Annotated in this window: 24 protein-coding genes; 11 read left to right on the top strand and 13 right to left on the bottom strand. The window is 46.5% G+C overall.

The genetic code is table 11. The features are described from left to right. Positions 1–37: 37 nt before the first annotated feature. Both AC1DN5_RS01920 and AC1DN5_RS01915 read left to right on the top strand, forming a co-directional pair. Positions 38–538 (top strand): hypothetical protein, encoded by a 501-nt coding sequence (locus AC1DN5_RS01920; RefSeq protein ID WP_366969841.1) that lies wholly within the window; start codon positions 38–40, stop codon positions 536–538. Positions 539–578: 40 nt separating this feature from the next. After that, the gene (locus tag AC1DN5_RS01915) at positions 579–1,295 is read left to right on the top strand and encodes an endonuclease V (protein WP_366969840.1); all 717 of its coding nucleotides are present in this window, start codon (positions 579–581) and stop codon (positions 1,293–1,295) included. Between the two features lie 87 nt (positions 1,296–1,382). Here the strand turns inward: AC1DN5_RS01915 and AC1DN5_RS01910 are convergent, their stop codons facing one another. Beyond that, complete coding sequence (locus tag AC1DN5_RS01910; protein WP_366969839.1) at positions 1,383–2,264, bottom strand: LysR family transcriptional regulator; 882 nt, start codon at positions 2,262–2,264, stop codon at positions 1,383–1,385. Between the two features lie 122 nt (positions 2,265–2,386). Here AC1DN5_RS01910 and AC1DN5_RS01905 point away from each other — a divergent pair, with 122 nt between their 5' ends. Both AC1DN5_RS01905 and AC1DN5_RS01900 read left to right on the top strand, forming a co-directional pair. Further along, positions 2,387–2,932, top strand: coding sequence for a flavodoxin family protein (locus AC1DN5_RS01905; protein ID WP_366969838.1), 546 nt, complete (start codon positions 2,387–2,389; stop codon positions 2,930–2,932). After that, positions 2,929–3,150 (top strand): hypothetical protein, encoded by a 222-nt coding sequence (locus tag AC1DN5_RS01900; protein WP_095241213.1) that lies wholly within the window; start codon positions 2,929–2,931, stop codon positions 3,148–3,150. Before AC1DN5_RS01905 ends, AC1DN5_RS01900 begins: the two co-directional genes overlap by 4 nt. 26 nt (positions 3,151–3,176) lie before the next feature. On the opposite strand, the gene chrA is transcribed toward AC1DN5_RS01900, so the two are convergent. Genes chrA through AC1DN5_RS01885 form a run of 3 tightly spaced genes read right to left on the bottom strand, consistent with a single transcriptional unit; the run spans position 3,177 to position 4,790 of the window. Continuing rightward, the gene (gene chrA, locus AC1DN5_RS01895) at positions 3,177–3,713 is read right to left on the bottom strand and encodes a chromate resistance efflux protein ChrA (RefSeq protein ID WP_095241214.1); all 537 of its coding nucleotides are present in this window, start codon (positions 3,711–3,713) and stop codon (positions 3,177–3,179) included. Further along, positions 3,710–4,300: a chromate efflux transporter subunit ChrB gene (chrB, locus tag AC1DN5_RS01890; RefSeq protein WP_049627543.1), complete on the bottom strand. Its 591-nt coding sequence runs from the start codon at positions 4,298–4,300 to the stop codon at positions 3,710–3,712. The genes chrA and chrB overlap by 4 nt, the downstream gene beginning before the upstream one ends. Positions 4,301–4,313: 13 nt before the next feature. Beyond that, positions 4,314–4,790: an Lrp/AsnC family transcriptional regulator gene (locus AC1DN5_RS01885; protein WP_016937711.1), complete on the bottom strand. Its 477-nt coding sequence runs from the start codon at positions 4,788–4,790 to the stop codon at positions 4,314–4,316. Between the two features lie 207 nt (positions 4,791–4,997). Between AC1DN5_RS01885 and ggt the strand changes: the two genes are divergently transcribed. Beyond that, a complete protein-coding gene (gene ggt, locus AC1DN5_RS01880; RefSeq protein WP_099745186.1) occupies positions 4,998–6,575 on the top strand; it encodes a gamma-glutamyltransferase in 1,578 nt (525 codons plus the stop codon). A gap of 11 nt (positions 6,576–6,586) precedes the next feature. Here ggt and AC1DN5_RS01875 read toward each other — a convergent pair whose 3' ends face one another. From AC1DN5_RS01875 to AC1DN5_RS01865, 3 genes are all read right to left on the bottom strand, one after another. After that, positions 6,587–6,757 carry a hypothetical protein gene (locus AC1DN5_RS01875; protein ID WP_395941060.1) on the bottom strand — a complete coding sequence of 57 codons (171 nt, stop codon included), beginning with the start codon at positions 6,755–6,757 and terminating at the stop codon, positions 6,587–6,589. A gap of 325 nt (positions 6,758–7,082) precedes the next feature. Next, positions 7,083–7,703, bottom strand: a complete 621-nt coding sequence (locus AC1DN5_RS01870; RefSeq protein ID WP_045927246.1) for a flavin reductase family protein — start codon at positions 7,701–7,703, stop codon at positions 7,083–7,085. A gap of 172 nt (positions 7,704–7,875) precedes the next feature. After that, complete coding sequence (locus AC1DN5_RS01865; protein ID WP_366969837.1) at positions 7,876–8,460, bottom strand: CotG/ExsB N-terminal domain-containing protein; 585 nt, start codon at positions 8,458–8,460, stop codon at positions 7,876–7,878. A 140-nt stretch (positions 8,461–8,600) separates the two neighbouring features. On the opposite strand from AC1DN5_RS01865, the gene AC1DN5_RS01860 reads away from it, so the two are divergent. From AC1DN5_RS01860 to AC1DN5_RS01850, 3 genes are all read left to right on the top strand, one after another. After that, a complete protein-coding gene (locus tag AC1DN5_RS01860; protein ID WP_366969836.1) occupies positions 8,601–9,695 on the top strand; it encodes a CotH kinase family protein in 1,095 nt (364 codons plus the stop codon). A gap of 121 nt (positions 9,696–9,816) precedes the next feature. Next, entirely contained in the window at positions 9,817–10,689 is an 873-nt protein-coding gene (locus AC1DN5_RS01855; protein ID WP_366969835.1) for a spore coat protein, read from the top strand. 41 nt (positions 10,690–10,730) lie between these two features. Continuing rightward, positions 10,731–11,405, top strand: a complete 675-nt coding sequence (locus tag AC1DN5_RS01850; RefSeq protein ID WP_047475828.1) for a hypothetical protein — start codon at positions 10,731–10,733, stop codon at positions 11,403–11,405. 48 nt (positions 11,406–11,453) lie between these two features. On the opposite strand, the gene AC1DN5_RS01845 is transcribed toward AC1DN5_RS01850, so the two are convergent. Together AC1DN5_RS01845 and alsR are read right to left on the bottom strand one after the other, a co-directional pair. Continuing rightward, positions 11,454–12,785, bottom strand: coding sequence for an arsenic transporter (locus AC1DN5_RS01845; RefSeq protein ID WP_016937718.1), 1,332 nt, complete (start codon positions 12,783–12,785; stop codon positions 11,454–11,456). A 197-nt stretch (positions 12,786–12,982) separates the two neighbouring features. Beyond that, positions 12,983–13,891: an acetoin biosynthesis transcriptional regulator AlsR gene (gene alsR / locus AC1DN5_RS01840; RefSeq protein ID WP_016937719.1), complete on the bottom strand. Its 909-nt coding sequence runs from the start codon at positions 13,889–13,891 to the stop codon at positions 12,983–12,985. Between the two features lie 156 nt (positions 13,892–14,047). On the opposite strand from alsR, the gene alsS reads away from it, so the two are divergent. From alsS to AC1DN5_RS01825, 3 genes are all read left to right on the top strand, one after another. After that, positions 14,048–15,760, top strand: coding sequence for an acetolactate synthase AlsS (gene alsS / locus AC1DN5_RS01835; protein ID WP_016937720.1), 1,713 nt, complete (start codon positions 14,048–14,050; stop codon positions 15,758–15,760). A 58-nt stretch (positions 15,761–15,818) separates the two neighbouring features. Beyond that, positions 15,819–16,586: an acetolactate decarboxylase gene (gene budA, locus AC1DN5_RS01830; protein WP_016937721.1), complete on the top strand. Its 768-nt coding sequence runs from the start codon at positions 15,819–15,821 to the stop codon at positions 16,584–16,586. A gap of 101 nt (positions 16,587–16,687) precedes the next feature. Next, entirely contained in the window at positions 16,688–17,212 is a 525-nt protein-coding gene (locus AC1DN5_RS01825) for an NAD(P)H-dependent oxidoreductase (RefSeq protein ID WP_016937722.1), read from the top strand. A gap of 137 nt (positions 17,213–17,349) precedes the next feature. Here AC1DN5_RS01825 and AC1DN5_RS01820 read toward each other — a convergent pair whose 3' ends face one another. From AC1DN5_RS01820 to AC1DN5_RS01805, 4 genes are read right to left on the bottom strand one after another with little or no spacing between them, the layout of a single operon-like run. After that, on the bottom strand, positions 17,350–17,883 hold the full coding sequence (locus AC1DN5_RS01820) for an SH3 domain-containing protein (protein ID WP_016937723.1): 534 nt from the start codon (positions 17,881–17,883) through the stop codon (positions 17,350–17,352). Positions 17,884–17,943: 60 nt separating this feature from the next. Next, a complete protein-coding gene (rbsB, locus tag AC1DN5_RS01815; protein ID WP_016937724.1) occupies positions 17,944–18,861 on the bottom strand; it encodes a ribose ABC transporter substrate-binding protein RbsB in 918 nt (305 codons plus the stop codon). Between the two features lie 13 nt (positions 18,862–18,874). Then, entirely contained in the window at positions 18,875–19,846 is a 972-nt protein-coding gene (gene rbsC / locus AC1DN5_RS01810) for a ribose ABC transporter permease RbsC (RefSeq protein ID WP_016937725.1), read from the bottom strand. Continuing rightward, entirely contained in the window at positions 19,836–21,329 is a 1,494-nt protein-coding gene (locus tag AC1DN5_RS01805) for a sugar ABC transporter ATP-binding protein (RefSeq protein WP_016937726.1), read from the bottom strand. The genes rbsC and AC1DN5_RS01805 overlap by 11 nt, the downstream gene beginning before the upstream one ends. Between the last annotated feature and the right edge of the window lie 15 nt (positions 21,330–21,344).

Genomic DNA, 21,344 nt, shown 5'->3' with positions numbered 1-21,344 from the left:
AACCCTACGGTTGTACTTAGGAAAGGTGTATAAAGTAATGAAATACGAATATTATCATAATCAGGTAAAAGAAGTTATTGATTTTTCCAAAACCTTTAAAGCAGTTGCATCACATGATATCTCTTATTTTACTAAAATTATTAATGATGAAGAAAAAGCTAAGTACTATGCTTACGAAGATATAATTGGTGAAGATGAATATACGTGGAAAGATATAAAAGAAAACGAAATGAGTGAGGTATGGGGAAAATTTTATGAATTAAACGATGGTCAAAAACCACAAAACCTAGACATGCTTCTGAATATTTTTTCGGAAAATGTCAGAAGTGCTACGACTAAATTTAATACTTTTCTTGAAGAGATCGTAGCAGATCTAAATAATTGTGCAATAAATAGAGCAGTAAACGGGAAAACAGACAATTTCTTTGAAAAACTTTTCAAAATTTATAAAGCGGGCTATTTTCCATGTGGCTGGGATGGAGATTATCCTAATGGAAGTTTTATTGCGTTGTATATCGAAATGAAGAACTTGAACTGAAAAGACGATTTTAGAAATGAAAACGAGGAAAACAAGTGAAATGAAAATACATCAAATTCACGATTTTGATCTAAATGATGAAGCGGATTTTATTCAAATACAACAATCCCTTATACATAAAATCAACCTATCCCCCGTCATCCCTCCAGACTCCATCAACACCTGCGCAGGCGTCGACCTCGCTTATTGGGAGCAGGACGGGGAACCGTACGGGGTGTGCAGTATCATCGTGATTGACGCCGATACAAAAGAAGTCATTGAAAAGGTGCACAGTATGGGGAAAATCAGCGTGCCGTATGTGTCCGGTTTTCTTGCGTTTCGCGAGCTGCCTTTGATTATCGAGGCGGCGAAAAAGCTGGAGACGGAGCCGGATGCCTTCTTGTTTGATGGCAACGGGTATCTGCATTACAATCATATGGGCGTTGCCACCCATGCGGCTTTTTTTCTGGGGAAGCCGACGATCGGGATTGCGAAAACCTATCTCAAAATCAAAGGCTGCGATTTCGAGATGCCTGAAAATGAAGTCGGCGCATACACCGATATTATCATTGACGGCGAAGTATATGGCCGGGCGCTGCGGACGCGGCGGGATGTGAAGCCTATTTTCTTGTCTTGCGGACATAACATTGATTTAGAAAGCAGCTATCAAATCACGATGAGTTTGATCAATCATGAAAGCAGACTGCCGATCCCTGTCCGTCTGGCTGACCTTGAAACACATGTCTTGCGAACGTTTTATCGGAAAAATCACGTGTAACACTTGGGGCTGAAAGCCGCCAAGTGTTTTTTTGTATGCCTGGTGTCTGCTTTATTAAAAACCTTGTCGACCTTGCGGATAAGGTTTCTATTTGAATGTTTTTCGCGTCAAATCGATAAAAGCCTTTAATGGTGCAGACATCCACTTGTCCTTATGCCATGCCAGTTGAGTAAAAACAGGGCATTCATTCTGCCAGTTGAGCTCTGTCATCCGTCCTTCGGCAATATCGTCTTTTACTGTCATTTCAGGCAATAGTCCAATTCCAAGTCCGGCCATCACGCATTGTTTGATGGCTTCTATGCTGACAAATTCTAATTTATTAGGGTAGACTCCGGCGTCTTGTAAAGTGTCCTCAAAGAGCGTGCGGTATGAGCAGCCGTCCTCTGTCAGCAGAAGGGTTTCGTTTTGAAGATCCTTCAATGTTACTGGTGAGTCTGCTGGAAAAGGATGGTCATTGGCTGCTACCATTTTGATCTCATCCTGAATCAGAGATTCAACGTGCAGTGCGTCTTCCGTCCGATTCACATCTAAAATGAAGGTGATATCAAGCTGGCCCTGTAAGAGCTGTTCTTTCGCTTGTTCGTTGGAAATATACGGTTTGAATATGAGCTTTACTTGAGGAAAAGCCTGTTTGAATTCTTTTATGATAGGCGGAAGGCGATATGTGCACTGGCTTTCCGTCGCCCCGATTTTCAAGGTTCCGGTTGTTTCTCTTACTTGATTTGCGGCCATTTTTGCTTCTTCTGTTAACGCAATGATCTTCTCCGCATAGGATTTGAATGTTTTGCCGGCTTCTGTCAAGATAAGCCGCTTGCCGAGCCGTTCAAATAAAGGAGTCCCGATTTCTTCTTCAAGTGATTTGATCTGAGAGGTAACGCTTGATTGTGCATAGTTAAGCATCTTGGCGGTTAGGGTGAAGTTTACATGTTCTGCTGCGGTAATAAAGGTGATCAGCTGCTTCAATTCCATTTGATCTCGCCCTTTCTAAATCGATTTTATCGATTGGAATAATCGAAATAATCATCTGTATTGATCGATTAATCCATTATATGATGAAGAAAATCATTCGTAAACAAAGGAGCAGATGCATCATGAAAATTGCGGTTATTAATGGAAGAACTCGGTCTGGCGGAAATACGGATATTCTTGCGGATAAAGCTGTTCAAGGATTCGATGCGGAGCACATTCATTTGCGGAAATATCAGATCCGGCCAATTGAAGATCTGCGTCACGCCCAAGGCGGCTTTCGTCCTGTTCAAGATGACTGCGATTCTATTATTGAACGGATATTGCAGTGTGATATTCTCGTCTTTGCCACCCCAATTTATTGGTTTGGCATGTCAGGGACATTAAAGCTGTTTATTGATCGCTGGTCACAGACGTTGAGAGATCCGAGATTTCCTGATTTTAAACAGCAAATGTCAGCGAAGCAGGCCTATGTAACAGCAGTGGGCGGAGACAATCCTAAACTAAAAGGGCTGCCGCTGATTCAGCAATTTGAACATATTTTTCATTTTATGGGGATGCCCTTTAAAGGCTATGTGCTGGGAGAAGGCAATCGTCCCGGTGATATTCTTCATGATCATCAGGCGCTGAACGCTGCGAGCAGCTTACTGAAAAGAAGCGATGCGTTATGAAGTTTTCGCTGTCGGTCATTGCTGTCATGCTGATTCTTGCATTGTTTTTATTTTGGAAGGTCCAGCCTCCTGTTTGGATACAGGTTGAAACCGATTCGCCTCAGTTGAAGCAATCTGTGAGAATGGCAGGAACTACGCTGCAAGTCAAGCACATCATCAAGAGTGATGCAGGAGAAGAAACAGCTGTCATATCAAACGGCATTTCCGGGCCAAAATAAAAAAGCACCTGTCCAGGTGCTTTTTTCTACAAATGAGGAACCACAAGGCCTCCATACAAAAACGCCGCGATAATCAGAAAGGCCGGATGCAGCTTGAATTTTGTCAGGGCAAGGAGGGAAATCCCCGCAATGACTAGTGATTGAATCCAGCCGATCGCTTTGATGCCGTCTGCACCGATTTGCCACGTAAGAATGAGCATCATGACGGCGATGACGGGCTGGACGGACAGCGTCATGCCTTTGATGACGGGTGATTGTCGAAAGCGCTGAATGATGCGAAGCAGCACGATCAATGCGAGCGCTGACGGTACGACGGTTGCGATCAGCGCAATCAGGAAGCCGGGCCATCCTCCTGCGCTGTAGCCTACATACGCGGCGATTTTAGTGGCGATCGGGCCCGGCAATGCGTTCGCAAGGGCGAGCATGTTTGAGAATTGATCGTTTGAGAGCCAGCTGTATCTGTTGACGACTTCTTCAAACATGAGCGGGATAGACGCAGGGCCGCCGCCATATCCGAGTACATTTGCAATAAAAAACGCCATAAATAAATAGATCATAATCATGAAGCCGACATTCCTTTATCTTTTGAACGTTTATTTGTGATTTTGTCTTTTAATTTAAAATGAAACGCGCCGTATGCTAAGAAAATAATAATGACAAAGCCGGGATTGATCTGCAGCGTTTGCAGGCCGATAAAAGCGATGATAAAAAACAGGATGCCGGTGACCCAGCCGAAACCTTTTAGCGCTTTTTGGCCAAACTCGTACGCCATGATGCCGAGCATGACGGCGATAACCGGCGTGACGGCGCCAATCATGCCGGCAACAACCGCTGAGTGGCTTAACACATTTACAGCGGCAAACAAGCCTACCATCGCAAGGCATGTAGGCAGAATGTGGGCGAGGGCTGCCAAGATTGCGCCTAACGTGCCTTTCAGCTTGAAGCCCAGATACGCGGCCATTTTTGTGGCAATCGGTCCGGGAAGCGCATTTGCGATCGCTAATATTTCTCCGAATTCATCATCATCTATCCACTTGTATTTATTGACGGCTTCATGGCGGATGAGCGGAATCACGGACGGGCCGCCCCCAAATCCGAGAATGCCTGTTCGCACCATTGCCGCGGTAATGTCCCAATAGGGGTTTTTCATTGCTGTGTCCTCCTTACAGCTTCATGCCCATTCTGCTTTTGTACCGTTTAATCAGCATTTGGCAATCGACGCTGACGACGCCTTTTTGCGTATAAAGCCGTTTTGTCAAAAACTCTTCCATCTCCTGATCATTTGCGAAAATGCCGTGCATATGCAGCTTGCTCGGTCCGGTCATGTGATAAAGGCTTGTCACGGCCGGCTCCTTTTCAAGCTTTAACGCTGTTTCCTCCAAATACTGCGGCTCCACTTCCACATTAAAAAACACGGACACATGGCGGCCGATTTTCGCCGGGTTGATGACAGCGGTGAATTTTTCAATTACGCCGGCATCCATTAAATGCTGGATGCGGTGCTGAACCGCCACACGCGACAGATTAACCCGCTTTCCTAAGTCTGTATAGGAAATCCTCCCTTCCTCGTGCAAAATCGAGAGAATATGTTTATCCGTTTCATCAAGTACAAGGTTCGGAATGCTGTACTCATGTTCCAATCGGCTTCACCTTCCTTCATCTGGCAGACATTATTGTATCATGAAATATTACGGTATGAAGGATAAATTTTTTAATTGTTTTCGTTACGTAATAAATACTGATTTTTTATTATCGGAAAGAAAATAGTGTGTGAGATTTTCTCTCAGAAAAGTAGATGCCGTCGGTGCCGCTTTTTATACTTGAGAAAATTTGTAAAGGGGCTTGCCATGAATACTTCTACCATCGGAACGAAACAAATGGTCGTCAGTCCGCATTATCTTGCTTCCCAGGCGGGGGCCGGCATTCTTGAAAAGGGGGGAAACGCGTTTGATGCAGCGGTGGCGGTCAGCGCCTGCCTGGCAGTCGTTTATCCGCATATGACGGGGCTTGGCGGAGATTCATTTTGGCTTACATACCATCAAGAAACGGGGCGAATCAAAGCTTACAACGGGAGCGGCCGCTCAGGAAAACATGTGACGAGAGACTTGTATCGAGGCAGAGAAGCGATACCGATGCGAGGGACAGAAAGCGCCATTACCGTTCCGGGAATGGCGGACAGCTGGGATGCCGTGCTTTCGGCGTACGGGCGTCTTTCGCTCGCTGAGGTGCTGAAGCCCGCCCTTGATTATGCGGCAGACGGATTCCCGGTGTCCGCCGACCAGTGCGCCCACACAGAACGAAATCTCGCTCTTTTAGCCTCAACACCTTATACCTCAGCCATTTTTACGAGAAACAAAAAAGCGCCCATGCCTGGCGAGCGGTTTGTCCAGAAGGATCTGGCGGCCAGCTTGGAGCAGCTTGCCGAAAAAGGCAGGAGCGCTTTTTACGAAGGGGATATCGCCCAAAGCATAATATCATTTTTGCAAAACAACGGCGGCCGTCTGACGCTTGATGACTTTAAAGCCCATCGCGGCGAGTGGACGGACCCGGTATCCTCCGATTACCGCGGGTACCGCATCTATCAGGCTCCCCCGAATTCACAGGGGTTTACAGGCTTAATGACGCTTAATATATTGGAAAACTATGATTTTTCTAAGATCGAACACGGCTCCTTTGAATATTATCATTTGCTGATCGAAGCGCTGAAAAAGAGTTTTCAGCATCGGAATGAAGTGCTGACTGATCCGGCGTTTTCTCATATTCCGCTGGATCGGTTACTTGATAAACAATATGCAAAGCAGCTGGCGGAAGAAATCGGTTACACGGCTGCGCCGGCGGTAAGCCGTCCGGTCGGAAGCGACACTGCTTATGCCGCCGTCAGAGATGCGGAAGGAAATGCCGTTTCCTTTATACAGAGCCTTTATTTTGAGTTCGGGTCAGCCGTTACGGCGGGGGAGACGGGCATTCTGCTGCAAAACCGCGGGTCATTTTTTTCGCTGGATGAATCTCATGTCAATACGCTCGAACCCGGCAAACGGACCTTCCACACCCTCATGCCGGCGATGGCCTGTAAAGAAGGGAAGCCGCACATCCTGTACGGCACCCAGGGAGGAGAAGGCCAGCCGCAAACTCAGACGGCGCTGATTACACGAATCATTGATTACAACATGGACCCGCAACAGGCGGTCAGTGAGCCGCGCTGGGTGTGGGGGCGGACATGGGGAGAGGCGTATGAAGGGCTGAGGGTCGAAAGCCGGATCAGCCGTGAAACGAGAGAAGCATTAAAGCAAAGCGGCCACCGCGTCGAGACGGTTAGCGATTTTGACCGGATCATGGGACATGCTGCAGCGATCGTCATTGATGACGAAGGTTTTCTCCAAGGCGGGGCCGACCCGCGCGGCGACGGTGCGGCCGCAGGGGTATAGAGCATGATCCGTTAACGGATGAAAAAAATAAGTACGCCGAGTGCGGCAGATAGCCCCGCGTAAAACGAATCGTACACATATTGCTTTTTCTCCCGCCGGTGCCGCCGCTCCATTAAGCCGCTGCAGCAGAAAAGCATGGAAACAACTCCCGCAAATACGTACATTTCATTGATTAATGACACCGCTGCGATGCCTGAAATAAGCAGTATGATTTCGATTAATCGATGTGTGCCGTTTATCAGCTTCTGCTTTACAGGCTTGGCAAATGGAGAACTTTGACGGAAAATACTTGAAACATAAAGCTGAGCAAAATAAATACGGCTGAAAAAATCAGTAACTGAATGAAATCCATCGTTTGCCCCCTAAACACTTGTCATTCGTTTAGGACCTTGTAAGTTTCAATCTTTTATAAGACATTAGACTGAGTTAAACAGTCAACAGATAAAAAAAGACCCCTTTTAAAAGGGGTCTTTTTGACTAGTTTCTTCTATTATATTGGCTCCTGTTTCAGGTCGGGCGGACAAGTGTATATGTCTTCCCGATTCTGGCGTATTCATTCCCCGCGAGCCTCGCCGCCGGCTGCAGTTCATCTGTCCGTATGTAGCCCTTATCGGCATCATATACTTGATCATTCAAATGAAAACAAACGACTCTCCCGATGATGAGGTCTGTCGTTGTTTCCCCGCCGTCATTTTGGAACGGAAGGTGGCGTTCGAGTATACATTCAAACCTGACCTTCGTTTCTTTTACACCGGGAACGCTGATGCAGGTGCTGTCTGTCACGGAAAGGTCTGTCATGTCAAGCTCGCTGACATCAGGGCCAAGCCTTGCCGCCGTTTTGTTAATGTCTTCAATGATGGACTCATCACTGACATGCACGACGAATTCCTGATGAGCGATTATGTTTCTCGCAGTGTCTTTCTGCTGTCCCTCCGCGCGGTTTACAGAAATGGCAAGAAGCGGCGGATCTGCGGAGATAACGTTATAAAAACTGAAGGGCGCCGCGTTTACGGCGCCGTTGATAGATGAACGCGTAGTGACAAATGCAATCGGCCGGGGAACTACTGTGCCCGAAAGCAATTTGTAGGTATCTTTCGCGTTCAATTCGTCTGCTCGTAAGATATGCATCATGTCAGCCGCCTTTCTTTTTCGTATGACCTGATTATACCGAAAGAAAATTCGGAAGCACAACAAAAGAAACCCGGATGCATATCTTATTTCGTGGCATATATCTGTTTGAGGAAAAAGGCTTCCGTTTAGCCGGCAGCCTATTTACAAGTGATATTAGGTTGTTGGGGGATTACTTCTTATAGTTTTTCTTTACAACCCAGACATTTCCGTCTTTCCAGTACTCTGTTTTGGTGCAGTAATCGTCTTTTTTATGGCTTTGTTTTTTATGAGAACGGTAAGGTTTTTTCTGAGTGCGTTTTTTCTTGCGGCGGCACGATTTTTTCTGACTGCGAGATTTTTTGTGAGAACGCGATTTTTTCTGACTGCGGGATTTTTTGTGAGAACGGCACGATTTTTTACGGCTGCGGGATTTTTTGTGAGAACGTGATTTTTTATGGCTGCGGGATTTTTTGTGAGAACGTGATTTTTTATGGCTGCGGGATTTTTTGTGAGAACGTGATTTTTTATGGCTGCGGGATTTTTTGTGAGAACGTGATTTTTTATGGCTGCGAGATTTTTTGTGAGAGCGGCATGATTTTTTATGGCTGCGAGATTTTTTGTGAGAACGTGATTTCTTGTGGCTGCGAGATTTTTTATTTTTGCGGGACTTTCTTTTCTTACTGCTCTTTGGTTCTTGGTACAAATAATCTTTTAATCCCTCGGTGCTTGCGGACTTTACTGCTTCTTCGATATCAGAATGGGAATAGTGGCCCATTTTGAAACCTCCTCTTGATATATGTTTTAAGGATGCGATCCTTACTACCACATAGTACGCATGGATAAAAAAAGTGTATGTGTGTTCCGCTGAGTTTTATCGAAAAAGCACAGCCTAAATTAATACAAGGAGGTTTTCAGGTGAAAGACCAATCAGCATTGCCTTTATATCAGCTGTTTATTCACCCGAAGGACTTGTTGGAGCTGAAAAAAGACATTTGGGATGATGATCCGGTGCCTGCGGTGCTGAGAGTGAATCAAAAACGCCTTGACATTGATCTGGCGTACCGCGGCTCTCATATAAGAGACTTTAAGAAAAAATCGTATCACGTCACTTTTTATTCGCCGAAAACATTTCGCAGGGCTAAAGAAATACATTTAAACGCCGAGTACAAAGATCCGTCGATGATGCGGAATAAGCTGTCTCTCGATTTCTTCGCGGAGCTTGGAACGCTGTCGCCAAAGGCGAATTTCGTATCCTTGCAGATCAACGGCAAATATGAGGGGGTGTACCTTGAGCTGGAGTCAGTAGATGAATATTTTCTGGCGAAACGGAACCTGGCTGACGGCGCTGTTTTTTACGCGGTGGATGATGATGCAAATTTCTCCCTTGTCAGTGATTTGGAGCGGGACACGAAAACATCGCTCGAACTTGGCTATGAAAAGAAAACGGGAACGAAAGAAGACGATTTTTATCTGCAGGATATGATTTATAAAATTAATACCGTGCCGAAGTCAGAGTTCAAGGGGGAGATTATCAAACACTTGGACGCGGATAAGTATTTGCGGTGGCTTGCGGGCATCGTGTTTACCTCAAACTACGATGGGTTTGTTCATAATTACGCCTTGTACCGCAGCCATGAAACGGGACTTTTTGAAGTCATTCCGTGGGATTACGATGCGACGTGGGGACGAGACATTCACGGTGACCGGATGGAGGCTGATTATGTCAGAATACAAGGATTTAATACCTTGACTGCAAGACTTCTGGATGAACCGTATTTCCGCAAAGCGTACAAACAGCTTTTGGAAGAGACGCTTCAGACCCTGTTTACTATTGAACATATGAAGCCGAAGGTGATGTCGCTGTATGAGCAGATCAGGCCGCATGTCGCGAAGGACCCTTATAAAAAAGATGAGCTTGACCGCTTTGACCGGGAGCCTGATGTGATTTGCGAATACATTAAGGAACGGTCTGCTTTCATCAGCAGCGAGTTAGAGCAGTGGAATATCTGATTTGGGAAGGAAGAAAGGTTTTTTACAAATAGGCTGGTGAACCAGTTCCCGAAAGGAATCGGGATACGTATATATGCATTATGTTTGACATTAATGAGAAATATGACTAGGAGGACAATAGATGAAACGCAATACGAATCGGCATCGGTCTGATGACAACTTTCTGCATGCGATGGAAGGAAAAGTGATTACTGTCTATCGGGGAGGCCCGGAGTCCAAGACAGGAAGATTGGCAGACATTCAATCGGATTATATCGCTCTTCAGGTTGATAATAAAATCGTTTACTATCAATGGAAGCACGTGAAAAGCGTTACGGAAAATACGAGTGAGACCTTATCGCCGGTTGAGCCGGCAGAATGCGAGAGAGCTGATGATTTTCAAGACCTGATCAGCAGGATGACCAATCGCACGGTGCAATTGAATCAGGGAGGTCCGGAATCGAAAAGAGGAAAGCTTCACGAAACAGGGGATGATTTTCTCGTGCTGGAAACGGAAGATGACGGAATCGTCTATTTTAATGCCGACCATGTCAAAAGCATCAGCGCCGAACAAGAAGAGGACGGCCAAGAGGAAGAGCGCCCGGAATTTGAAATGGCTGATGATTTTCACGGCATATTTAAACGCCTGATCCACAAATGGGTTTCCATCAACCGCGGAGGTCCTGAAGCCGTTGAAGGTATACTTGTGGATAATTCCGACGGCCACTACACTCTTGTGAAAGATAAAGAAGTGCTGCGGATCTATCCTTTTCATATCAAGAGCATCAGCGAAGGGGCAAAAGGAGCGGCCAAAAAAGACGAGAATCAAGACGAGAATAAAGATGAGAAAGAGTGCGCTGAAGAAGAATCACATGAAGAGCAGCATACTTCCTCTAAAAAATCGAAAAGATCATCAAAGTCCGTACGATCCTCAAAACGGGAAGAAGATGAATCTTATAGCTACGCCACTGTATTAAGAACAATAGATTACCGGTGGAAACACGGCCGTAAATGACCGGAAAGATTGTCCGAAAACGAGGGAGAGGGGAGGATGAAATGGCTGGATTAAGCAGATTTCTGGATAAACAAGTCGATATTGAGATATCGGGAAATACAACATTTTCAGGAACTCTTTTGGATATCGGTCATGATATTATTGTGATCCATGACGGCCGGACGTTTCTTTATATCCCGCTGCTGCATCTGCAGCGGATGACTTTGACTGTGCCGGACGATGAGAATAAAGGGCCGCACACAAGAGAAGAAAGTCCGCATCCTGAAAAACAGGAACATTCATTTTCTTACCGGAATACCCTCCAGCATATAAAAGGCAGATTTACAGAAATATTCGTTACGGGAGACCGGTCCATTCATGGGTATGTAACAAGTGTTTTAAACGATTATTTTGTTTTCTTCTCTCCGGTTTATAAGACGCTTTTCATCTCAATGCATCATTTAAAATGGCTGACACCATATTCCGATGAGCAGACGCCGTATACATTAAACAGCTCAGAACTGCCGGTCGTTCCTGCCAGTGTGCCCCTTGTCCGGAATTTTGAGGAGCAATTAAAAAAATATACCGGCAAATTGATTATTCTGGATTTAGGAGATATACCGAATAAAGTGGGGCTGTTACAGGACGTCTCAGATAACATTCTTGAATTGACCAATGCGGACGGAGATACGGTCTTTTGGAAATTGAATCATTTAAAAACCATGCACCTCCCATAAATAATAAAACTGCCTCTCTTATACAGCAGGCAGTTTTTTTCATCGGAGCTAAAGATAGATCCAGCTGATCCAAACATATAAAACGGTAATGGTAAATACAACGGTGAGAGGGACAACGACAATGGTCGTTTTGATATATTCTGACCAAGAGACTTTTTCGCCGTGCTGTCTGATGATATGCATCCAGATCAGCGTGGCTAATGTCCCGATTGGCAGAAGCAATGATCCGATATCACTGCCGATAATATTAGCCAAATAAATGATTTTTACGGTTAATGGGTCAATTGACATTTCAGTTAATGTCAAGGTGCTGATCATTAGGGCAGGATGGTTATTAAACAAATTAGAGAGGACGGATGTAGCAATACCCATAATAGAAGCCGCGTGGGCAATGCTCTGTGAGACATAAGGCTCAATATACTGAACAAGCCATGCGGTCAGTCCGATATTATGCAGTCCGTAGATGATAATGTACATCGTGAAGGCAAAAACAAAGATATGCCAGGGCGCTTTCCTTAATAAGTCTGCCGGACTCATTTTTAAATGAAACCATCTCCAGGCAAGCAGGATGACTGAACTGATGACTGCCACAAGTGAAACGGATATGCCGCTGTATGAAGCGGCAAACAGACTGACCCGCACTAACAATACAAACGCTAAAACACAAAACATGATTTTCGTACGGCTGTTTTGGGCCTGATCTGGCGGAGGCTGAAGCGGATGATATCTTTTGTGTTCCAGTGAATCAAAATGAACCGGAATATCGGGGAGCTGTTTCGGCAAGCGGCGGTAAAAAACAGCAAACAGCAGAAAGGCCATAAACACGAGCCCCAGCGTGCCGGGGATAAACATCATATTGGTGTACAAATAAAGGTCCATGCCTATCATTTTGAGAGAAATTAAATTGACGATATTACTGACGCCGATAGGAGTGCTTGCCGCCGTCGCAATTAAGACGCCGCTGATTAAATAGGGCGTTTTATGATGTTTTTTAAGTCCGAGATACTTTAATACCAACAGTAAAATAGGAGTGGTGATTAAGACGCTGCCATCATTATTCAGAAAGAGCGTCATTGAAAAACAAAGCAGGTTGGTCAGCCAAAACAGCCGGATGCCTGATCCTCTGGCGCGATGGAGCAGCTTGGCTGCCGCCCAATTAAAAAAACCGAAGCTTTCGAGCGCGATCGCCATAATCATTGTGGAAATAATGGTGATCGATGCTCCGGTGACTTTAGACCCTATATCTCCTAAATCATGAAAGGAAACGGTTCCGCATAACAAAACGAAAATGGCGCCCAGCGATGCCGGAACGGCTTCATTTAATCCCCGGGGTCTCCAAAAAATAAGAATAATGGTCACAAAGAAAGAAATCAGGGTCAATATGACGCTAATATGTGTAATATGTTCTGCCTCCTTTTTGGATGGGTCATTGCCGCCCCGTTATTTTTATCCCTCCTGATCAGTTGTACTGTATGTATACGAGTACAGGCCGAAAGGTGTACTGAGCGTTTCTACTAATTTAGTAAAATTCCATTAAAGCACAAAAAAAAAGAGGCTGCTTCTCGGCGTCCTCTTTTTTATACTTTTTCCTTATCCGCCTGCAATAAAGCCTGGCGTTTATTGATAATCTCCAAGAAATGTTTCAGGATCGGGTTTTGGTTGTCCTTGCGGTAGGCGATGACCCAATCGGCGGTAAGCTGAACCTGATTGATGTCGCGATAGGCGACTTCGAGATTAAACAGTTTTTTAGCTGAAGAAGGCACGAAGGTTACACCGATTCCGGCGCTTACCAATCCGATCACCATTTGATACTCCGTCGCTTCCTGAACAATTTTCGGTTTAAAGCCCGCCTGCTCGCAATAGTTTACAAATTCCAGGTATAAAGTAGGCCATGTTTCTTTCGCCAGTGTGATAATCGGTTCATTTTCTAAATCCTGAATGTCGATTGTCTCTTTGGCGGTAAGCGGGTGCTGCTTCGGCAAGGCCAGAATGCAAGGACTGCTCTGCACCTTTTCCATATGTAAAGCCGAATGCTGTAAAGGCGGATGAAGGATGCCGATATCAATGTTGCCTTTCAGAAGCTCTTCCTGCTGTCTGAAAGAAGAGATTTCACGCAGATCAAGCTTGACGGAGGGGAATTTTTCGCGGAATTCCCGAATGATCGGCGGCAGAAATTCATATGTGGCTGAGCCGACAAAACCGACGACAAGCCGGCCGAGCTCTCCCCGCGCTGTCCTCTGCGCCATTTCAATCGCTTTTTCTATTTGTTCGATCGCGTTTCTGCTGTGTTTCAAAAAACTTTCTCCGGCAGCAGAAAGCTCTACAACCCGTTTCGTGCGCTTTAATAAAGTCACGCCGACTTCTTTCTCAAGCTGTTTGATCTGCTGGCTGAGAGGCGGCTGTGTCATATTTAACCGAAGCGCGGCTTTGCCGAAATGAAGTTCTTCAGCAACGGCAATAAAGTATTGAAGATGGCGAAGCTCCATCCTTATCCATTCCTTTCCCTTTGTTAATTATTCGTGAAACATATTAATCATACGGCGAATTGATATTGGAGGTCAATTTCCAAAGGGTGTATAGTGAATAATATCACAAATTACTTAAAATTTTATATTTAATATGCATAATAAGGAGTGAGGGTGTTGGCAAAAGCAACAAATGAACTGAGAACCTCTGGAAAAAATCGCGGGGCGGAGCTTGTTGTTGATTGCTTAGTGGAGCAAGGTGTCACACATGTTTTTGGCATTCCGGGTGCAAAAATTGATGCAGTATTTGATGCGTTAAAAGATAAAGGACCTGAACTGGTTTTATGCCGTCACGAACAGAACGCTGCGTTTATGGCAGCGGCTGTCGGAAGACTGACAGGAAAACCTGGCGTTTGTCTCGTTACTTCAGGCCCGGGGGCATCCAACTTAGCGACCGGCTTGTTAACGGCTAATACAGAAGGTGATCCGGTAGTGGCACTGGCGGGAAACGTGATTCGCGCGGACCGGTTAAAACGGACACACCAATCATTAGACAATGCGGCACTATTTCAGCCGATCACAAAATACAGTGTAGAAGTACAGGAAACAGGGAATATACCAGAAGCGGTAACAAACGCCTTCAGGGCAGCGTCAGCAGGTCAGGCAGGCGCGGCTTTTGTGAGCTTTCCGCAGGATGTTGTGAATGAAATCACAAATGTTAAAAACGTACGCAGCGTGCCGACGCCGAAACAAGGCCCTGCACCGGAATCAGCGGTCAGCGCGGCTATCGCCAAAATCCAGACGGCGAAACTTCCCGTTCTGTTAGTCGGCATGAAAGGCGGAAGACCGGAAGCGGTAAAACAAATCCGCAAACTGCTTGCCAAAACAAAACTGCCTTTCGTTGAAACGTACCAAGGGGCCGGCACATTGTCCAGAGAGCTTGAAGACCAATATTTCGGCCGGATCGGACTGTTCCGCAACCAGCCTGGCGATCTTCTGCTTGAACAGGCGGATGTCGTATTAACGATCGGTTATGATCCGATTGAATACGATCCGAAGTTCTGGAACGTAAACGGCGACCGTGCTATTATCCATCTTGACGAAATTCAGGCCGATATCGATCATGCCTATCAGCCGGAATTAGAGTTATTAGGGGATATCGCCGCAACGGTTAAACAAATCGAGCACGATGCTGTGACATTCGATATGGGCAGCCGTGAACAAGAAGTGCTGAGCGAATTAAAACAAATGCTGACAGACAGCGAGAAGGCGCCAAGCGATCATAAATCCGACAGAGTGCATCCTCTGCAAATCGTCCAAGAACTTCGCAGCGCGATTGCTGACGATGTGACCGTTACTTGTGACATCGGTTCTCACGCGATCTGGATGTCCCGCTACTTCCGCGCTTATGAGCCGCTGAAGCTGATGATCAGCAACGGCATGCAGACATTGGGCGTAGCGCTTCCTTGGGCGATTGCTGCCACATTGGTGAATCCGGGTGAAAAAGTCGTATCCGTTTCAGGAGACGGAGGATTCCTGTTCTCCGCAATGGAACTGGAAACGGCAGTCCGCTTAAAAGCGCCGATCGTTCACCTTGTATGGAATGACAGCACATATGATATGGTCGCATTCCAGCAAATGAAAAAATACAACCGTACATCATGCGTAGATTTCGGAAACATTGACATCGTAAAATATGCAGAAAGCTTCGGCGCCACCGGCTTGCGTGTCGAGTCACCGGAACAGCTGGCAGACATGCTGCAAAAAGGCTTGAACACAGAAGGCCCTGTGATCATCGACATTCCTGTCGATTACAGTGACAACGTTCATTTATCAAGTGACATGCTTCCGAAGCAATTCAAAGAAAGAATGAAAGCAAAAGCTCTCTAGCACTCTGCGCACCATGACCTGTTTTCTAAAACAGCCTAATTTAAAAGGAGTGAAGAGAATGAAAAATGCAAACGACATCCAAGTGATGAGCCGCGGAGAAAAAGGCTCACCTGAGGATCAGATCTATCAAGTATCAACAATGACATCTCTGCTGGACGGAGTATATGACGGAGATTTTGATATGGCTGACATTCCGAAGTTCGGTGATTTCGGAATCGGCACTTTCAACAAACTGGACGGGGAATTAATCGGATTTGACGGACAATTTTACCGTCTGCGCGGCGACGGAACGGCTACGCCTGTGAAAGGCGGAGACCTGTCACCATTCTGTTCATTCACATTTTTCACACCGGATATGACGCATACGATCGACGGCGAAATGACCCGTGAAGAATTCGAACAGGAAATGGCCAGCCTTCTGCCTAGTAAAAACTTATTTTATGCGATCCGTTTAGACGGTGTATTTAAAAAGGTGCAGACGAGAACGGTAGAACGTCAGGAGAAACCGTACGTTCCGATGATCGAAGCGGTGAAAACACAGCCTGTGTTCAACTTTGACGACATTCAGGGAACGATTGCCGGCTTCTGGACGCCGGGTTACGCAAACGGCATCGCTGTTTCCGGGTATCACCTGCACTTCATTGATGAAGGCCGCAATTCCGGCGGACATGTGTTTGACTATATCATTAAAGATTGCAAAGTGACCATTTCTCAAAAAATGAACATGAATCTCAAGCTTCCGAATACGGCGGACTTTTTCAACGCGAATTTAGATAATCCGAATTTCGCGAAGGATATTGAAACAACCGAAGGAAGCCCTGAATAAATGAAAAAAGAAAGCCCGTTTTTCTCCCGGGCTTTCTTTTTATTTGGCTGAATCGGCAATGATTAGGTAAAATACAGTCAAAAGGGAAAGGTGTGGTAGCTGTGAAAGTTTTGGTATTGGCGGTTCACCCTGACATGGAAAACTCAGTGGTCAATAAGGCGTGGACAGAAGAGTTAAAAAATCACGATGACATTACGGTCCGTGAGCTTTATAAAGAATATCCGGACGGGAAAATCAATGCGGAAAAGGAACGCCAGCTGTGTGAACAGTATGACCGGATCGTATTTCTATTTCCGCTCTACTGGTATAGTGCTCCTCCGCTTTTAAAAACATGGATGGATCATGTGCTGTCGTACGGCTGGGCTTACGGCTCCAAAGGCAAGGCGCTGCACGGCAAAGAATTACTGCTGGCTGTTTCCGTAGGTGCCGGGGAGGATGCATACCAGGCAGGCGGTTCCAACCACTTTACATTGAGCGAGCTTTTAAGGCCGTTTCAGGCAATGGCTAATTTTACGGGTATGACCTATTTGCCGGCTTTCGCGCTGTACGGTGTAAATGGGGCGGGTGCGGCAGATATTCGTGACAATGCGAGAAGTCTGGCGGATTACATAAAGAAATCATTTTAAAATGATCCGCTGATGCAGTATGCATTCGTCTTTATGTGACAATATTTCCTGAGAAATATTTCGAATCCCCGACAATTTTGACTGTCAGAAAGAAAAAAACGGATTTCGCGGTGAATGTGCGAAATCCGTTTTTGAAATTATGTCAGTTTTTGCAGATCTTTTGTGCTGATGTATCCAGTTGCGCCTCCGTAATCGACAAGCGCCCAGCCGAAATCAATGCCGCCGCCGGCAGTTTTTTTCCATCCTAAGAAAGAAACGCTCGTATTTTTAGCAAGGGAAGCTTTGACTGCTCGGTTTTCTGTAAATACTTTAGTTTTTGCGGTCGTTTTTACGGTTGTTGCTGCTTTAACAATATAATGAGTAGATACAAATCCTGTTTTTCCGTTTTTATAATGAACTTTTGCCCAGTCTGCGTTCTGGAATGAAATGATTTTTAAGCTGTCGCCTAAATGAAGGACATCAGCTTTCGGGCTGACAGCCGATGCTTTTGTTCTGACGTTCAATGCTTCCGCGGAAACGAGATAAGAGTCAAGCGGATAGCTGTACAGATCGTCAATCTTGACCGCTTCTTGCGCGTGTGTCTCAGGAAGAGGCGTTATTCCGGCAGCTGAAGCCGCTGATATTCCCGCTGCAAGGGTCAGGATGGATGCCGCTTTGGCTGTTTTCTTCATCTCTATCTCTCCTTTTACATCTTCTTTTCACGTTTTTCCGGAAATCTAAACATCGGACGGTTACTTTTGCGTTTGAAGTTTCAATGGAGCGGAAATGGTTTTTTTGATTTTTTCTCCTTTCAGCACCTGTTCCGCCGCTTCCGCCGCCAGTTTTCCGATCAGCTCCGGCTGTTGGGCGACCGTGGCTGTCAGCTTCCCGTTTTTAATGGAGGAAATCGCATCCTTATTTCCATCAAAACCGACAACCAGAATGTGTTTGCCTGAGCTGTTGATCGCTTCGAGCGCACCGAGCGCCATTTCATCATTATGGGCGAACACGGCTTTGATGTCAGGATGGCCCTGGAGCAGGTTTTCCATGACGGTCAATCCTTTAGTACGGTCAAAATCGGCCGCTTGCTTCGTGACGACATTCAGCTTTTCGTCGGCGATATGATGAAAGCCCGTACCGCGTTCCCGGGTCGCGGATGCGCCCGGAACTCCCTGCAATTCCGCGACTTTGGCGCCTTTTCCGAGCTGATCGGCGAGGTAGCCGGCTGCCATTTCTCCTCCTTTGACATTGTCAGAAGCGACAAGCGTTTCGACTTTGCCGTGTTCGGCTGAACGATCAAGCGCAATGACGGGAATGCCGAGGGAATTTGCAGATTCGACGGCGGTTGAAATCGCTGATGAATCGGTCGGATTGATCAGCAGCGCATCGACTCCCTGCTGGATCAGGTCTTCTACGTCATTCGACTGTTTTGATGAATCGTTTTGGGCATCGACAACGATGACCTTCATGCCCCGTTTTTTGGCTTCTTTTACCACGCCGTCTTTTAATGAAACGAAGAACGGGTTGTTCAAAGTGGAGACGGAAAGTCCGAGTGTGAATTCTTTTTTATGTTTGGTATTTGACGGTTTTGCCCATTGGGGCGGTTCAAGTGAACAGGCGGACAGTAAAAACAGTGATAATGCCGCAATCGCGATGATGGCCTTCTTCATAATGCTCCTCCTACTATGCCGATTTTTTGCGGTCCAGCAGCACCGCGATTAAAATGACGATTCCTTTGACGACGAGCTGATAAAAAGACGATACGCCGAGAAGGTTCAAGCCGTTGTTCAGCGTACCGATAATCAAAACCCCGATCAGCGTACCGATGATGCGTCCCCGTCCGCCGGACAGGCTCGTTCCGCCTAAGACGACCGCTGCGATGGCGTCCAGCTCGTATGATTCCCCGGCCGTCGGCTGTGCGGAATTTAAGCGTGATGTCAGAATCGCTCCGGCCAGAGCCGATAATAAACCTGTCAGAGAATAGATCATGATCTTGATGCGGGGCACTTTGATACCGGAAATCAGCGCCGCTTTCTCATTGCCGCCGATGGCGTATGTCCGGCGGCCGAACGGTGTTTTGTGCAGAAGAACCCATAGGGCCGCAAATGCAATCAGCATGGTAATGGCGGGTACGGGGATGCCGAGAAAATAACCGCGCCCGAATAATTGAAACGCGTAATTTGTACCGAGTCCCGTAATCGGATTTCCGTCCGTATAGACGAGGGTCAGTCCGCGAAAGACCGTCATTGTCGCCAAAGTGGCGATAAACGGAGCCATTTTTCCTTTTGTGATTAATAAACCGTTCATCATGCCTAGTACGGCGCCGATCGCGCAGCCGATGATAACGGCTAAGATCGGGTCGATGCCTGATACCATCATACCGGCGACCAATGCGCTCGATAAGGCGAGGATGGCTCCGACAGAAAGATCAATGCCTCCCGTTAAAATGACAAACGTCATTCCGAAAGCGATCAGCGCGTTAATCGCAACCTGCCGAAGAAGATTGAGAATATTGAGCGGTTCAAGAAAACTCGGGTTTAAGACGGAAACGATCAGCACAAGAATCAGTAAGCCGAGAAACGGACCGAGTTTTTGCGTAAAGGTATGAATGGAAAAACGCTGTTGTTCAGTTGATGTCATTGGTTCAGTTTTCATTCTGCTGCCCTCCCGTGGCAAGTGTCATGATGTGTTCTTGTGTTGCGCCGGCCGCATTGATTTCTCCATTGATGCGTCCTTCATGGACGACGATGATTCTGTCACTCATGCCGAGAATTTCCGGCAGCTCGGAAGAAACCATGATGATGGCGACGCCTCGGTCGGTCAGCTCATTCATTAATGAATAGATCTCCCGTTTCGCACCTACGTCGACGCCTCTTGTCGGTTCATCGAGGATGAGAACTTTTGGGCCGATTCCGATCCATTTGGCGATGACAACTTTCTGCTGATTTCCTCCGGATAAATGACGCGCGGCGGTTTCCGGAGACGCGGTCTTAATGGTCAGCCGCTTGATCAGCAGCTCGACGAACTCCGCCTCGCGTTTTCGGTCAATGATGCCTTTCGGAGAAAAACTGGTCAGGTTCGGCAATGAGATGTTTTCACGAATGGACGTATCCAGAAGCAGTCCTTCATCTTTCCGGTTTTCTGTAATCAGGCCGAGTCCCTTGCGGATGGCATCAGCCGGACCCCGAATGCCGATTTTTCGGCCGGAAATCCAGATCTCTCCGGAATCGAGCCGGTCAATTCCAAACAGCGCCCTCATGATTTCTGTCCGTCCGGCACCCATTAAGCCGGAGACGCCAAGGATTTCCCCGGCGCGCACATGGAAACTGACCTGTGAAAACCTTCCTTTTTTTGAGGCGTTTTTCACTTCGAGCACCTTATCGCCGAGTGACGGTGTGCGTGTCGGATACCGATCAGTCAGCTCCCGGCCGACCATTTTTTTGACCACTTCATCAAAATTAGTATCTTTTAAATGCGCCGTATCGACAGTGAGGCCGTCCCGCATAATGGTGATCCGGTCGCAAATTGAAAATATCTCTTCCATTCGATGCGATATATAGACAATTGAAACGCCGTCTTGCTTTAACGCCGTCATTACGTCAAACAGCTTGCTGATTTCCCGTTCGGTCAGCGCCGCGGTCGGTTCGTCCATAATGATGACTTCGGCGTTTGTCATCAGCGCTTTAGCAATCTCAATCATCTGCTGCTGGCCGACGGAACATTGTCCGGCTTCCCGGTCAAGAGGCAGAGAGACTCCCAGTTTTTCAAGCTGTGATTTTGCTAGCGCTTTCATTTTCTTCGTCTCCAAAACGCCGAATGCCGTCGTCAGCTCTTTGCCGATAAACAGGTTTTCAAGCACCGTCATGTCCGGCCATATATTCAGCTCCTGGTGGATAAAGGCGATTCCGTGCTTTTCGGCTTCTTTTGGATTTGAGAAGGTCATATTTGTTCCGTTTATCGTAATGTTTCCCTTGTCGAGGCGGTGCAGTCCGGTGAGCAGATTCATTAAAGTCGATTTACCCGCTCCGTTTTCTCCCATTAAAGCGTGGATTTCTCCCGGCAGGAGCTCAAATGTGACGCCGGAGAGCACTTGATTTTTCCCGAATGCTTTATGAATGTCTGTCATGCCGATGTGCATGCTGGATCCCTTCCT

The organism is Bacillus sp. 01N42_2 (assembly GCF_056399565.1).
This window is presented reverse-complemented; position numbering and strand designations above follow the sequence as displayed.

Bases quoted from the DNA above. Each gene is read 5' to 3' on its own strand.
- chrB (WP_049627543.1), bottom strand. From the start codon at position 4,300: ATGAAAAACCCCTATTGGGACATTACCGCGGCAATGGTGCGAACAGGC.
- AC1DN5_RS01865 (WP_366969837.1), bottom strand. From the start codon at position 8,460: ATGGGCCACTATTCCCATTCTGATATCGAAGAAGCAGTAAAGTCCGCA.
- budA (WP_016937721.1), top strand. From the start codon at position 15,819: ATGAAAAATGCAAACGACATCCAAGTGATGAGCCGCGGAGAAAAAGGC.
- AC1DN5_RS01855 (WP_366969835.1), top strand. From the start codon at position 9,817: ATGAAACGCAATACGAATCGGCATCGGTCTGATGACAACTTTCTGCAT.
- AC1DN5_RS01915 (WP_366969840.1), top strand. From the start codon at position 579: ATGAAAATACATCAAATTCACGATTTTGATCTAAATGATGAAGCGGAT.
- AC1DN5_RS01805 (WP_016937726.1), bottom strand. From the start codon at position 21,329: ATGCACATCGGCATGACAGACATTCATAAAGCATTCGGGAAAAATCAA.
- AC1DN5_RS01920 (WP_366969841.1), top strand. From the start codon at position 38: ATGAAATACGAATATTATCATAATCAGGTAAAAGAAGTTATTGATTTT.
- ggt (WP_099745186.1), top strand. From the start codon at position 4,998: ATGAATACTTCTACCATCGGAACGAAACAAATGGTCGTCAGTCCGCAT.
- AC1DN5_RS01870 (WP_045927246.1), bottom strand. From the start codon at position 7,703: ATGCATATCTTACGAGCAGACGAATTGAACGCGAAAGATACCTACAAA.
- AC1DN5_RS01900 (WP_095241213.1), top strand. From the start codon at position 2,929: ATGAAGTTTTCGCTGTCGGTCATTGCTGTCATGCTGATTCTTGCATTG.
- rbsB (WP_016937724.1), bottom strand. From the start codon at position 18,861: ATGAAGAAGGCCATCATCGCGATTGCGGCATTATCACTGTTTTTACTG.
- AC1DN5_RS01820 (WP_016937723.1), bottom strand. From the start codon at position 17,883: ATGAAGAAAACAGCCAAAGCGGCATCCATCCTGACCCTTGCAGCGGGA.
- alsR (WP_016937719.1), bottom strand. From the start codon at position 13,891: ATGGAGCTTCGCCATCTTCAATACTTTATTGCCGTTGCTGAAGAACTT.
- chrA (WP_095241214.1), bottom strand. From the start codon at position 3,713: ATGATTATGATCTATTTATTTATGGCGTTTTTTATTGCAAATGTACTC.
- AC1DN5_RS01850 (WP_047475828.1), top strand. From the start codon at position 10,731: ATGGCTGGATTAAGCAGATTTCTGGATAAACAAGTCGATATTGAGATA.
- AC1DN5_RS01910 (WP_366969839.1), bottom strand. From the start codon at position 2,264: ATGGAATTGAAGCAGCTGATCACCTTTATTACCGCAGCAGAACATGTA.
- rbsC (WP_016937725.1), bottom strand. From the start codon at position 19,846: ATGAAAACTGAACCAATGACATCAACTGAACAACAGCGTTTTTCCATT.
- AC1DN5_RS01905 (WP_366969838.1), top strand. From the start codon at position 2,387: ATGAAAATTGCGGTTATTAATGGAAGAACTCGGTCTGGCGGAAATACG.